At 34.0% G+C, this 14351-nt stretch carries 10 protein-coding genes; 9 read left to right on the forward strand and 1 reads right to left on the reverse strand.

Features of this window, described 5'->3' with window-relative positions:
• Positions 1 to 89 precede the first annotated feature (89 nt).
• The 4 genes from pcrB to CD128_RS01105 are packed head-to-tail and all read left to right on the forward strand — an operon-like array spanning position 90 to position 6202.
• Positions 90 to 785, forward strand: a complete 696-nt coding sequence (gene pcrB / locus CD128_RS01090; protein ID WP_103328253.1) for a heptaprenylglyceryl phosphate synthase — start codon at positions 90 to 92, stop codon at positions 783 to 785.
• Entirely contained in the window at positions 782 to 2974 is a 2193-nt protein-coding gene (gene pcrA, locus CD128_RS01095; protein ID WP_103328254.1) for a DNA helicase PcrA, read from the forward strand. Before pcrB ends, pcrA begins: the two co-directional genes overlap by 4 nt.
• 3 nt (positions 2975 to 2977) lie before the next feature.
• Complete coding sequence (gene ligA / locus CD128_RS01100; protein WP_103328255.1) at positions 2978 to 4981, forward strand: NAD-dependent DNA ligase LigA; 2004 nt, start codon at positions 2978 to 2980, stop codon at positions 4979 to 4981.
• A 12-nt stretch (positions 4982 to 4993) separates the two neighbouring features.
• Positions 4994 to 6202, forward strand: coding sequence for a CamS family sex pheromone protein (locus CD128_RS01105; protein ID WP_103328256.1), 1209 nt, complete (start codon positions 4994 to 4996; stop codon positions 6200 to 6202).
• Positions 6203 to 6405: 203 nt separating this feature from the next.
• Here the strand turns inward: CD128_RS01105 and putP are convergent, their stop codons facing one another.
• Entirely contained in the window at positions 6406 to 7944 is a 1539-nt protein-coding gene (putP, locus tag CD128_RS01110; protein WP_103328257.1) for a sodium/proline symporter PutP, read from the reverse strand.
• Between the two features lie 443 nt (positions 7945 to 8387).
• Between putP and gatC the strand changes: the two genes are divergently transcribed.
• The 5 genes from gatC to rlmD all read left to right on the forward strand — a co-directional run bounded on the left by gatC (position 8388) and on the right by rlmD (position 14250).
• A complete protein-coding gene (gatC, locus tag CD128_RS01115) occupies positions 8388 to 8690 on the forward strand; it encodes an Asp-tRNA(Asn)/Glu-tRNA(Gln) amidotransferase subunit GatC (protein WP_103328258.1) in 303 nt (100 codons plus the stop codon).
• A 1-nt stretch (position 8691) separates the two neighbouring features.
• A complete protein-coding gene (gene gatA, locus CD128_RS01120; RefSeq protein WP_103328259.1) occupies positions 8692 to 10149 on the forward strand; it encodes an Asp-tRNA(Asn)/Glu-tRNA(Gln) amidotransferase subunit GatA in 1458 nt (485 codons plus the stop codon).
• A gap of 12 nt (positions 10150 to 10161) precedes the next feature.
• Complete coding sequence (gene gatB / locus CD128_RS01125; protein ID WP_103328260.1) at positions 10162 to 11589, forward strand: Asp-tRNA(Asn)/Glu-tRNA(Gln) amidotransferase subunit GatB; 1428 nt, start codon at positions 10162 to 10164, stop codon at positions 11587 to 11589.
• 200 nt (positions 11590 to 11789) lie between these two features.
• Positions 11790 to 12728: a diacylglycerol kinase gene (locus CD128_RS01130; protein WP_103328261.1), complete on the forward strand. Its 939-nt coding sequence runs from the start codon at positions 11790 to 11792 to the stop codon at positions 12726 to 12728.
• A 151-nt stretch (positions 12729 to 12879) separates the two neighbouring features.
• A complete protein-coding gene (gene rlmD / locus CD128_RS01135; RefSeq protein WP_103328262.1) occupies positions 12880 to 14250 on the forward strand; it encodes a 23S rRNA (uracil(1939)-C(5))-methyltransferase RlmD in 1371 nt (456 codons plus the stop codon).
• The last annotated feature ends 101 nt before the right edge of the window (positions 14251 to 14351 follow it).

The following is a 14351-nucleotide window of genomic DNA, read 5'->3' on the forward strand; positions in this document are numbered from 1 at the left end:
TTCCTATAAAAAGCCGAGGAATCTATTTAGAACTCATAGATTAAAAATGCTATAATTTAGTGTATGTTAAAAAAAGGAGTTATGGATATATGTATGACATTAAAGAGTGGCAACATGTGTTTAAACTGGATCCCGCAAAGGATATTAGTGACAAGGATTTAGAAGCATTATGTATGTCTGAAACTGATGCAATAATGATTGGTGGTACAGATGATATCACTGAGGATAATGTCATTCATTTAATGAGTAGAGTGAGACGATATCCATTACCATTAGTGCTTGAAATTTCAAATTTAGAAAGTATCATGCCCGGTTTTGATTTTTACTTTGTACCAACCGTGTTGAACAGTAATGATACTAAGTACCATAATGGTATTTTACATAAAGCGTTAAAAGAATATGGTCATATGATTAATTTCGAGGAAGTCATATTTGAAGGTTATTTAGTGCTTAATGCAGAAAGCAAAGTTGCACAAGTGACACAGGCAGAGACAGAGTTAACTACAGAGGATATTGAAGCATATGCACAAATGGTTAATGATATGTACAAATTACCAGTTATGTATATTGAATATAGTGGTACATATGGAGATGTTGAACAAGTGAAAGCAGCGTCTCAAATGCTATCAACAACTCAGTTATTTTATGGTGGCGGAATTAGTTCATTAGAAGAAGCCAAGGAAATGAAAGATATTGCTGATACTATTGTAGTAGGTAATATTGTTTATTCGGATATTAAAAAAGCATTAAAAACTGTAAAAATAAAAAAGGAGTCTAATAAATGAATTCATTAGTAGCAAATATGAATAAAGAGCAAAGTGAAGCTGTAAGAACGACTGAAGGACCATTGCTTATTATGGCCGGCGCTGGTTCTGGTAAAACAAGAGTGTTAACGCATCGAATCGCTTATTTATTAGATGAAAAAGATGTTTCTCCTTACAACATATTAGCAATCACTTTTACAAATAAAGCAGCAAAAGAAATGAAAGAGCGTGTGGAACATTTAGTAGGGGAAGAGGCACAAGTGATATGGATGTCTACTTTCCACTCAATGTGCGTGAAGATATTAAGACGTGATGCTGACCGCATCGGTATAGAACGTAACTTCACAATTATTGATCCTACCGATCAAAAATCAGTCATCAAAGATGTACTGAAAAATGAAAATATTGATAGCAAGCGTTTTGAACCTCGAATGTTTATCGGTGCAATTAGTAATTTAAAAAATGAGTTAAAGACACCGGAAGATGCGATGAATGAAGCAAATGATTTCCATTCACAAATGGTAGCGACAGTTTATAGTGGCTATCAACGTCAACTATCACGAAATGAAGCATTAGATTTTGATGATTTAATTATGAAGACCATTCGTTTGTTTGAACGTGTTCCAGATGCATTAGAATATTATCAAAATAAATTCCAATATATTCATGTCGACGAATATCAAGATACTAACAAAGCACAATATACACTTGTTAAATTATTGGCTAGTAAATTTAAAAATTTATGTGTAGTAGGTGACTCAGATCAATCTATTTATGGTTGGCGTGGTGCCGATATACAAAATATTCTATCTTTCGAAGAGGACTATCCTGAAGCTAAGACCATTTTCCTAGAACAAAACTACCGATCAACTAAGACGATATTAACAGCAGCCAATGAAGTGATAAAAAATAACACAGAACGTAAACCTAAAGGATTATGGACAGCTAATACTGGTGGCGAAAAAATTAAATATTATGAAGCGATGACAGAACGTGATGAAGCGGAATATGTTGTGCGTGAAATCATTAAGCATCGTAAGTTAGGCAAAGATTATAGCGATATGGCTATTCTGTATAGAACAAATGCCCAATCTCGTGTACTAGAGGAAACATTTATGAAATCTAATATTCCTTACACAATGGTAGGGGGCCAAAAGTTCTATGACCGCAAAGAGATTAAAGACTTATTAAGCTATCTACGAATTGTAGCTAACAGCAATGATGACATCAGTTTACAGCGTATTATCAATGTCCCTAAACGGGGTATTGGTCCATCTTCAGTTGAAAAAATTCAACGCTACGCAATGGATAATAATATCAGTATGTTTGATGCATTAGGTGAAGTTGATTTTATAGGCCTCTCTAAAAAGGTTACACAAGAATGTATTCAATTCTATGAACTTATTCAAAACTTAATCAAAGAACAAGAGTTCCTTGAAATTAGTGAAATTGTAGATGAAATCCTTGATAAATCAGGCTATCGTCAAATGTTAGAACGTGAGCAATCAATTGAATCACGTTCACGCTTAGAAAATATCGATGAGTTCATGTCAGTACCTAAAGACTATGAAGAAAATACACCACTTGAAGAACAATCATTGATTAACTTTTTAACTGATTTATCATTAGTGGCAGATATTGATGAAGCGCAAATTGAAAATGGTGTAACACTAATGACAATGCATTCTGCGAAAGGTCTAGAGTTCCCAATCGTCTTCCTAATGGGTATGGAGGAATCATTATTCCCACATATTCGTGCAATTAAAAGCGATGATGAACATGAAATGGAAGAAGAACGCCGTATTTGTTACGTAGCAATTACGCGTGCGGAAGAAGTATTATACATCACGCACGCAACATCACGTATGTTATTCGGACGTTCTCAATCAAATATGCCATCACGTTTCTTACGTGAAATACCTGAAGATTTATTAGAAAAGCCTGCGAAACAACAGCGACAAGTTATTACTCCTAAATCTAAGACACCAGCTAAACGTGGATTTAGTAAACGTACGACGTCATCTAAAAAACAAGTATCCGCTTCAGATTGGAACGTTGGTGATAAAGTGACACATAAATCTTGGGGAGAGGGTATGGTAAGTAATGTAAGTGAGAAAAATGGCTCAGTCGAATTAGATATTATCTTCAAATCTGAAGGTCCTAAACGACTCTTAGCCCAATTTGCCCCAATCACTAAAAAGGAGGATTAATGAATGGAAAACATCCAACAACGTGTTAATGAACTACATGATTTATTAAATCAATATAGTTATGAATATTACGTGCAAGATAATCCTTCAGTTCCTGATAGCGAATATGATAAATTATTGCGCGAATTAATAGATATCGAAGAAGCACATCCTGAATATAAAACTGCTGATTCCCCAACTGTACGGGTAGGAGGAGAAGCTCAATCTTCTTTTGAAAAGGTTGATCATGATACCCCAATGCTTAGTTTAGGGAACGCCTTCAATGAGGATGAATTACGACGTTTCGATGCACGTATCCGTGAACAAATCGGCCAAGTCGAATATATGTGTGAATTAAAAATTGATGGTTTAGCTGTTTCATTGAAATACGTAGACGGACGCTTTGTGCAAGGATTAACACGTGGTAATGGAACAACAGGTGAAGATATTACAGAAAACCTACGTACCATTCATGCGATACCTCTAAAAATTAAAGAACCTTTAAATTTCGAAGTACGTGGTGAAGCTTATATGCCACGAAGTTCTTTTATGGCTTTGAACGAAGAAAAAGAGAAGAATGAAGAACAACCATTTGCCAACCCTCGAAATGCAGCTGCAGGTTCATTAAGACAATTAGATCCTAAGTTAGCAGCAAAACGTAAATTAAGCGTATTCTTATATAGCGTCAATGACTTTACTGATTTTAAAGCTACAACACAAAGTGGTGCGCTAGATGAATTAGATCGCTTAGGATTTAAAACTAATCATGAACGTGAACGCGTTGCTGATATAGAAGGCGTATTAGAATATATTAAAAAATGGACAGAACAACGTGAGAATTTACCTTATGACATTGATGGTATTGTAATTAAAGTTAATGACTTAGAACAACAAGACGAAATGGGTTATACACAGAAATCACCTAGATGGGCGATAGCTTATAAGTTCCCAGCAGAAGAAGTGATTACTAAATTGCAAGACATCGAATTAAGTATTGGACGTACCGGGGTAGTGACACCTACAGCTATTTTAGACCCAGTTCGAGTGGCAGGAACTACTGTTTCAAGAGCATCACTTCATAATGAAGATTTAATTAAAGAACGTGATATTCGTATTGGAGATAGTGTAGTTGTGAAAAAAGCTGGCGACATCATTCCAGAAGTCGTGCGTAGTGTTATCGACCGTCGACCTGAAGATGCCGTGCCATATCATATGCCGACGCATTGCCCAAGTTGTGGACACGAGCTTGTACGTATTGAAGGAGAAGTTGCACTACGTTGTATTAATCCTCAATGCCAAGCACAATTAGTTGAAGGGCTTATTCACTTCGTTTCACGCCAAGCGATGAATATTGATGGCTTAGGTACAAAGATTATCCAACAACTTTATCACAATCATCTAATTAAAGATGTTGCTGATATCTTCTATCTTACTAAAGATGATTTATTACCTTTAGAACGCATGGGTGCCAAGAAAGTAGATAATCTGTTAAAGGCAATTGAAATGTCTAAATCGAATTCATTGGAACACTTATTATTTGGCTTAGGTATTCGTCATTTAGGCGCTAAAGCAAGCCAAGTCCTTGCCGAGAAATATGAAACGATGGACCGTTTGCTTGAAGTTACAGAAGAAGAATTGGTAAGTATCCATGACATTGGTGATAAATTAGCGCAATCTGTTGTTACTTATCTTGAAAATGAAGATATTAAAGAACTAATTGAAAAACTTAAGCATAAGAATGTTAATATGAAGTATAAAGGTGTCAAATCTAGTGAAATAGAAGGGCATCCAGATTTTAAAGATAAAACAATAGTATTAACAGGAAAATTACAACAAATGACACGTAAAGAAGCGACGGCTTGGTTGGAAATGCAAGGGGCAAAAGTGACAAGTAGTGTGACTAAAAGCACTGACATAGTCATTGCTGGCGAGGATGCAGGTTCAAAATTAGCCAAAGCAGAAAAATTTGGCACAACAGTTTGGACAGAAGACCAATTTGTAGCGAAACAAAATGAAATATCAGATTAGAGGAGTACGGCAATGAAGCGGACACTACTATTAGTTATAATGTCGCTCGTGCTATTAGCGGCATGTGGCAACGGTAATAGCAATAAAAATGATCAATCAGTTAATAAGCAACAAGATACACAATCAAATTCAAATAATGTTAAAACAATCGCTACCGATAAAAGTGTACAAGGCGATAATTACAGAACAATCCTACCATTTAAAGAAAGTCAAGCACGTGGTGTCTTACAAGATAATATGGCAAACAGCTATAATGGGGGAGACTTTGAACGTGGCTTACTCAATTTAAGTAAGGAAGCTTTTCCAACAGATAAGTACTTATATCAAGATGGTCAGTATTTAAATAAAGATACGATTAATGCTTATTTAAGTCCTAAATATTCTAAAAAAGAAATCGATAAAATGAGTGAAAGTGAGAAAAAATCTAAAAAAGCAAATCAGAATTTAGGTTTAAATCCTTCTCATGATGGAGAAACGAAACCAGAAAAAATTGCTGACAATTCTCCTGCCTATTTATCAAATATCTTAGAACAAGATTTCTACGATAGTAATGATACTAAAGGTTCTAATATTAAAGGTATGACAATTGGATTAGCCATGAATAGTGTGTATTATTATCAAAAAGAAAAAGATGGCCCAACGTATAGTAAAAACCTTGATGACAAAGAAATTGAAAAACAAGGTAAAGCCATGGCATCTGAAATGTTAACGCGATTACGCGCTAATGATGATTTAAAAAATATTCCAATTCAATTTGCTATTTATAAACAATCAGGTCAAGATTCAATTACACCTGGAGAATTTATCGCAAATACAGTAGTAGATGATGATCAAACTAAAATCAGTAAGTGGAATAAAATCAATGAAGTATCAACATTATTACCTTCTGCTACTGCTGAAAAATATGATGAAAACTTAAATAATAACTTCAAACAATTTAATAATAATTTGCAATCATATTTCACTAACTTTACTCAAGCAGTAGGGAAAATCAAATTCGTTGATAAAAAGCCTCAACAATTAACGATTGATTTGCCAATTGATTATTATGGTCAAGCTGAAACAATTGGTATTACACAATATGTGACAACACAAGCTGAAAAATATTTCGACAATATTGATAGCTATGAAATTCGTATTAAAGACGGTAATAATGCGCGCGCTTTAATTACAAAAACTAAAGATGATAAAGAACCACAAGTTCATATTTATGATAATTAATAGAAATGAAGCTGGGACAAAAATAAAATGTCTCAGCTTCATTTTACATATAGGCAGTAGCTGACTGGTTTTTAAAAACGGATTTAAAATCCAAGAGACCGCACAGTCTACTTCTCTCTACAACTATAAAAAATAGCTGTGAAGAAATCTATCGTCATAGATCTCTTCATAGCTAATCTTAGTATGCTTCTATATACAAATATTTACTTTTCTCGTACGATAGATTTAACTTTATCTAAGTCTTGTTTTACAAATTCACCAGGTGATTGTGTTAATAAGCTAACGACATAAGTTACTATGACACTAGCTAAGAAACCAGGAATGATTTCATACATACCGAATAACTCATTGATATTAGATAAAGGCTTAATCCATACAATCCAAACAATAACGACGAGTGCTCCAGCGACCATACCACTCACTGCGCCGGCACGTGTTAACTTCTTCCAGTATAAAGAGAAAAGAACAAGTGGACTGAATGAAGCACCGAATCCTGCCCAAGCATTACCAACTAAGTTCAATATCGTATCATTCGGAGACCAAGCAATTGCAATTGCTACAATCGCTACTGCTAATACAGATAAACGACCAACCAACACGAATTCTTTCTGATGCGTTTTGGCACGTTCTTCACCACGAAATAGTTTATAAAAGTCTTCAGTTAATGAGCTTGAAGTAACTAATAGTTGAGATGAAATTGTGCTCATGATTGCAGCAAGGATAGCTGCTAATAAGAAACCACCAACTAATGGATGGAATAGAATTTGACTCATAACGATAAATAATGTTTCTGGATCTTCCATTTTAATATGGTTATCAGAAATGAAAGCAATACCTGTTAAACCAACACCTACTGCACCTAAAAGGCCTACAGCCATCCAACTAATACCTAGACGACGTGCTTTTGGTAATAATTTATGTGATTTGATAGACATAAATCGAACGATAATATGAGGTTGTCCAAAATAACCAAGTCCCCATGCAAAAAGAGAAATAATGCCTAGGAATGTAGTCCCTCTAAATAAGTCCATATTTGTTGGTTTCATTTCAGCAACACGATGAAACGTATCCCAACCATTTAGTTGCATCATAGCTACTATAGGCACCATCACCATTGCTATTAACATGATTACCCCTTGGAAGAAGTCAGTGATAGATACAGCTAAATATCCTCCAAAGAAAGTATAAAGTATGACGATTACTGCCACTAAGATTAAACCAAAATGATAATTTAATCCAAATGCACTTTCGAACAATTTACCCCCAGAAACAAAACCGGAATGCGTATATAAAGTAAAGAATACGACAATGATGAGACCAGAAATAATTTTAATGATGTTTTGTTTATCATTTAAACGATTTTTAAAAAAGTCTGGAAGCGTAATAGCATCTCCAGCGATTTCTGTATACACTCTTAAACGTGGTGCGACTACTAAATAGTTAATATACGCACCAAGTGTGAGACCAATAGTAATCCATATAGCTGATAGGCCAGTGCTGTATACAGAGCCAGGTAGTCCCATAATCATCCAACCACTCATATCAGAAGCACCTGCAGATAATGCAGTAATATAGGGGCCTATGTTTCTTCCACCTAACATATACTCACTTAAATTACCTGTAGCTTGTTTGTAGCCATAATAGCCAATCACTAATAAAATAATAAAATAAATCGCAATCATAATATAAGTTTGCCAATCCGTGTTAACATGACTGCTTAAACTTGCTCCCAAAGTAAACATCTTTATACCCCCTCTTTTTCTTTTTAGGTGAATACTTCTAAAATAATTTGTTTTAACAGATTGTAAATAACTGCACCTTTAAATTAAATTAGTTACATGTAATATTATACATTATAGTGAATAGATTCGAGAAGTATTATTTCAATAAATAGATGATAATTAACTTTTATTAATAGTTAGTAAGCGTTTTCTTAAAATAATACAAATATCTGAATTTTTATACTTAATTTGCATACTTTATGTAGTTTGTTCTTTAGGAAAGTATTTGTATTTTAATTAAATTTAAATAAGTTACATAAAGAATCGATGATACACCTTAACTAATGTTTAAAAAAGCGATATTAAGCACTATACCAATAAGAATTATGAGAAATATTTAGATTTTTCATTGGAAATTTGATACAATTTTATGATGAATGAGTAATAAGGAGGCTTTTTAATTAATGACTAAAGTTACACGCGAAGAAGTTGAACATATAGCACATTTAGCAAGACTTCAAATTTCTGAAGAAGAAACAGAAGTTATGGCTAATACACTTGAAAGCATCTTAGATTTTGCGAAACAAAATGATACAGCTGATACAGAAGGCGTTGAGCCAACTTACCATGTATTAGACTTACAAAATGTGTTACGTGATGACAAAGCAATCGAGGGCATTCCTCAAGAACTTGCATTAAAGAATGCTAAAGAAACAGAAGATGGTCAATTTAAAGTACCAGCTATCATGAATGAGGAGGACGCTTAAGATGAGTATTCGCTATGAATCAGTTGAAAAATTATCAGAAATGATTAAAAACAACGAGATTAAACCTTCTGAAATTGTTAAAGATATTTATGATGCAATTGAAGAAACTGATCCAACTGTTAAATCATTTTTAGCTTTAGATAAAGAAAATGCAATTAAAAAAGCTGAAGAGCTAGATGAGTTGCAAGCTAAAGGCCAAATCGAAGGTAAATTATTTGGTATTCCAATGGGTATCAAAGATAACATTATTACTAAAGATGTTGAAACAACATGTGCTAGTAAAATGTTAGAAGGTTTCGTGCCTATCTATGAATCTACTGTAATGAATAAATTAAACAATGAAAATGCTGTGTTAATTGGTAAATTAAACATGGATGAATTCGCAATGGGTGGTTCAACAGAAACATCTTACTTCAAAAAAACAGTAAACCCATTTGATCATTTAGCAGTACCAGGTGGTTCATCAGGTGGTTCTGCAGCAGCAGTTGCAGCTGGTTTAGTACCATTTAGTTTAGGTTCAGATACAGGTGGTTCAATTAGACAACCTGCAGCTTACTGTGGTGTAGTAGGGATGAAACCAACATATGGTCGTGTTTCACGTTTCGGTCTTGTAGCATTCGCTTCATCATTAGACCAAATTGGCCCAATCACACGTAATGTTAAAGATAATGCTTTAGTATTAGAAGCCATTGCAGGTGTTGATGAACACGATTCAACAAGTGCACCAGTAGAAGATGTAGATTTCACATCGGAAATTGGTCAAGACATTAAAGGTCTAAAAATTGCATTACCTAAAGAATATTTAGGCGAAGGTGTAAGTGAAGAAGTTAAAGAAGCTGTTAAAAATGCTGTAGAAACTTTAAAATCTTTAGGCGCTGAAGTAGATGAAGTATCATTACCAAACACTAAATATGGTATTCCATCATATTATGTTATTGCGTCATCTGAAGCATCAGCTAACTTAGCTCGTTTTGACGGTATTAGATATGGTTACCACTCTAAAGAGGCTCAAACATTAGAAGAACTATACAAAATGTCTAGATCAGAAGGATTTGGCGACGAAGTAAAACGTCGTATCTTCTTAGGTACATTTGCATTAAGCTCTGGTTATTATGATGCGTACTACAAAAAATCTCAAAAAGTAAGAACATTAATTAAAAATGACTTTGATAAAGTATTTGAAGATTATGATGTTGTAGTAGGTCCTACTGCACCAACAACTGCGTTCAACTTAGGCGATGAAATTGATGATCCTTTAACTATGTACGCTAATGACTTATTAACTACACCTGTTAACTTAGCTGGTTTACCAGGTATTTCTGTTCCTTGTGGACAATCAAACGGACGCCCAATTGGCTTACAATTCATCGGTAAACCATTTGATGAAAAGACGTTATATCGTGTGGCATACCAATATGAAACACAATTCAACTTACATGACGCATACGAAAAATTATAAGGAGTGGAAATAATGCATTTTGAAACAGTTATCGGACTTGAAGTTCACGTAGAGTTAAAAACAGACTCAAAAATGTTCTCTCCATCACCAGCACACTTTGGAGCTGAACCTAACTCAAACACTAACGTTATTGATTTAGCATATCCAGGTGTTTTACCAGTTGTTAATAGAAGAGCTGTAGACTGGGCTATGCGCGCATCAATGGCACTTAACATGGATATTGCTACACATTCTAAATTTGACCGTAAAAACTATTTCTATCCAGATAATCCAAAGGCTTATCAAATTTCTCAATTTGACCAACCAATTGGTGAAAATGGATATATTGATATTGAAGTAGATGGTGAAACTAAACGTATTGGTATTACTCGTCTTCATATGGAAGAAGATGCCGGTAAATCAACACATAAAGATGGTTACTCTTTAGTTGACTTAAACCGTCAAGGTACACCATTAATCGAAATCGTATCTGAACCAGATATTCGTTCACCTAAAGAAGCCTATGCTTACTTAGAAAAATTACGTTCAATCATTCAATACACTGGCGTTTCTGACTGTAAGATGGAAGAAGGTTCATTACGTTGTGATGCTAACATTTCATTACGTCCATATGGTCAGAAAGAATTCGGTACTAAAACTGAATTGAAAAACCTTAACTCATTTAACTATGTAAGAAAAGGTTTAGAATATGAAGAAAAACGCCAAGAAGAAGAATTATTAAATGGTGGAACAATCGGACAAGAAACACGTCGTTTCGATGAATCTACTGGTAAGACAATTCTTATGCGTGTTAAAGAAGGATCAGATGACTATCGTTACTTCCCAGAACCAGATATCGTACCTCTATACGTAGATGATGATTGGAAAGAACGTGTACGTCAAACTATTCCGGAATTACCAGACGAACGTAAAGCGAAGTATGTAAACGAATTAGGTTTACCTGAATACGATGCACACGTATTAACACTTACTAAAGAAATGTCAGACTTCTTTGAAGGTGCAATTGAGCACGGTGCTGACGTTAAATTAACTTCTAACTGGTTAATGGGTGGTGTGAATGAGTATCTTAATAAAAATCAAGTTGATTTAGAAGATACTAAATTAACACCTGAAAACTTAGCAGGAATGATTAAACTTATTGAAGATGGCACAATGAGTAGTAAAATTGCTAAGAAAGTCTTCCCAGAATTAGCTGAAAATGGTGGAGATGCTAAACAAATCATGGAAGATAAAGGTTTAGTACAAATTTCAGATGAAGCTACTTTAACTAAATTTGTAACAGAAGCGTTAGATAATAACCCACAATCTGTGGAAGATTATAAAAATGGTAAAGGCAAAGCAATGGGCTTCTTAGTCGGTCAAATCATGAAAGCGTCTAAAGGTCAAGCTAACCCTCAAAAAGTAAACCAAATTTTAAAACAAGAATTAGATAAACGATAAAATTAATTCTATAAATCCATCTCATGAGTAAAGAAGGACAATCTTTATGTTCTACTCTCGAAACATGAGATGGATTTTTTGTTTTTTATAAATTTTATAATTTTTAAATAATCTAAATTGAGATAATTGAATGAAATACTTTTATCTCTCTCCTAAATCATTTAATATAAGTGTATGTAAAAAAAGTTGAGGGATAATTTATGAGAAAACGTGCAAGAATCATCTATAATCCAACTTCTGGAAAGGAAATGTTTAAGCGAACTTTACCAGATGTATTAATAAAATTAGAACGTGCAGGCTATGAGACAAGTGCATACGCAACTGAAAGGGAAGGCGACGCTACGCTTGAAGCGGAACGTGCATTAAAACAAAATTATGATATTCTTATTGCTGCAGGTGGCGATGGTACTTTAAATGAAGTCGTAAATGGGATTGCAGAACAACCAAATCGTCCAAAACTTGGCATTATACCAATGGGTACAGTGAATGATTTTGGCCGTGCTTTACATCTGCCTAATGATATTATGGGAGCTGTCGATGTTATTATTGACAATCATACAACTAAAGTTGATATAGGTAAGATGAACAACCGCTATTTTATAAACTTGGCGGCTGGAGGACAACTAACGCAAGTCTCTTATGAAACACCTAGTCGCTTAAAATCAATTGTGGGACCATTTGCTTATTACATAAAAGGGTTCGAAATGCTACCACAAATGAAAGCGGTCGATTTAAGAATTGAATATGATGATAATGTTTTCCAAGGTGAAGCATTACTATTCTTATTGGGATTAACTAATTCTATGGCTGGCTTTGAAAAGTTAGTACCTGACGCTAAGCTAGACGATGGACATTTTACTTTAATTATTGTGGAAAAGGCTAATCTAGCAGAACTAGGACATATCATGACCTTAGCATCAAGAGGGGAACATACGAAGCATCCGAAAGTAATTTATGAAAAAGCGAAATCTATCAATATATCTTCATTTACAGAAATGCAATTAAATGTAGATGGAGAGTATGGTGGTAAATTACCAGCTAATTTCTTAAATTTAAAACGTCATATTGAAGTATGTACGCCTAAAGATATTCATAATGAAGAGTTAACTGAAGATCAACAAGATGACGTGCAACATTAAGTAAAATCAAAACTAAGAACGACATATAAGTGAAAATTAAATGATTTAATAATTAATAAGAAGAGGTTGAGTCATAGTTTGACAATACAGGGGAGAGATTTCCACCTACATTAAGCTACTCAAACCTCTTTTTCATGTGGGGTGAAAAAGAGTGGAAGCATTAAAGAAAAATGAAATAAAACAGGGACATGTGGTCGACTTAACTCATGAAGGTCACGGCGTAGTTAAATTTGACCGCTATCCTGTATTTATTCCAAATGCGCTAATTAATGAGGAAATAGAATTTAAAATTATTAAAGTAAAGAAGAATTTCGCTATTGGAAAATTATTAGAAGTTAAAAAAGCGAGCGAAGACCGAGTTGAACCTCCTTGTAAATATTATTGGAAGTGTGGAGGATGTCAATTACAACATATGACGTATGAAGCACAACTCGCGATGAAAAAAGAACAAGTCGTCAATCTTTTCCATAGAAAAGCGCAGTTTAATGAGACGAAAATCAATGACACGATAGGTATGGAAGACCCATGGCGTTATAGAAATAAATCACAATTACCTATAGGTAAAGATAAAGATAATCACACCATTATGGGATATTATCGTCAAAGAAGTCATGACATTATTGATATGGACAGTTGTTTGATTCAAGATCAGCAACATCAAGAGATTATGAATCATGTTAAACAGTGGCTTAATGAATTCAACATAAGCATATATAATGAGCGCACTAAGAAAGGTCTATTAAGACATTTAGTTATTCGTACTGGACATTATACAGATGAAATGATGGTTATTTTTGTAACTAATGGTTCTAAATTTAAACAGACAAAATTATTAGTTGAAAAGTTAACGCAAACATTTCCAAACATTACGAGTATTAAACAAAATATTAATGATAGCCATTCAAATGTGATTATGGGGCAACATTCTATTACGTTGTATGGCAAAGATAAAATTATTGATTCATTAAGCGATATCACTTTCAAAATTAGTGATCAATCTTTCTATCAAATTAACTCAAGTCAGACGGAAAAATTATATGGTAAAGCCATTGAGTATGCACAATTAAATGGTCAAGAAACAGTGCTTGATACATATTGTGGAATTGGGACGATAGGTTTATATATGGCGCCTGTAGCTAAACATGTATACGGAGTGGAAATTGTGCCATCTGCAATTAAAGATGCCAAGCAAAATGCGACTCTAAACGGATTTGATAATACGACTTTTGTCTGTGGTAAAGCAGAAGAAGTCATTATAGAATGGAAACAACAAGGAATTAAACCAGATGTAGTCATGGTCGATCCTCCTCGAAAAGGATGCGATGAAACCTTCTTACAAACACTTCTAGCGCTTAACCCGAAACGAATTGTTTATATTTCTTGTAATCCTTCTACGCAACAACGAGATGCACAAATTTTAGCCTCTAGTTATGACTTAAAAGAGATTACACCAGTGGACATGTTCCCTCAAACAACACACATTGAAACAGTTGCTTTGTTTGAAAGAAAAGAAAATAAATAAGCAATTTTTATCGTTTAAAAAGTGTTTAATTCTTCTGTCATATTCAATCTAGTTTGATTAATATTAAGAAATGATTACAGAGTGTTTAATTTACAAAAAAA

It is taken from the genome of Staphylococcus croceilyticus, from assembly GCF_002902575.1.
Taxonomy (GTDB): Bacteria; Bacillota; Bacilli; order Staphylococcales; family Staphylococcaceae; genus Staphylococcus; species Staphylococcus croceilyticus.

Excerpts from the sequence above, each read along its gene's own strand:
- pcrB (WP_103328253.1), top strand. The coding sequence starts at position 90 with ATGTATGACATTAAAGAGTGGCAACATGTGTTTAAACTGGATCCCGCA.
- pcrA (WP_103328254.1), top strand. The coding sequence starts at position 782 with ATGAATTCATTAGTAGCAAATATGAATAAAGAGCAAAGTGAAGCTGTA.
- ligA (WP_103328255.1), top strand. The coding sequence starts at position 2,978 with ATGGAAAACATCCAACAACGTGTTAATGAACTACATGATTTATTAAAT.
- CD128_RS01105 (WP_103328256.1), top strand. The coding sequence starts at position 4,994 with ATGAAGCGGACACTACTATTAGTTATAATGTCGCTCGTGCTATTAGCG.
- putP (WP_103328257.1), bottom strand. The coding sequence starts at position 7,944 with ATGTTTACTTTGGGAGCAAGTTTAAGCAGTCATGTTAACACGGATTGG.
- gatC (WP_103328258.1), top strand. The coding sequence starts at position 8,388 with ATGACTAAAGTTACACGCGAAGAAGTTGAACATATAGCACATTTAGCA.
- gatA (WP_103328259.1), top strand. The coding sequence starts at position 8,692 with ATGAGTATTCGCTATGAATCAGTTGAAAAATTATCAGAAATGATTAAA.
- gatB (WP_103328260.1), top strand. The coding sequence starts at position 10,162 with ATGCATTTTGAAACAGTTATCGGACTTGAAGTTCACGTAGAGTTAAAA.
- CD128_RS01130 (WP_103328261.1), top strand. The coding sequence starts at position 11,790 with ATGAGAAAACGTGCAAGAATCATCTATAATCCAACTTCTGGAAAGGAA.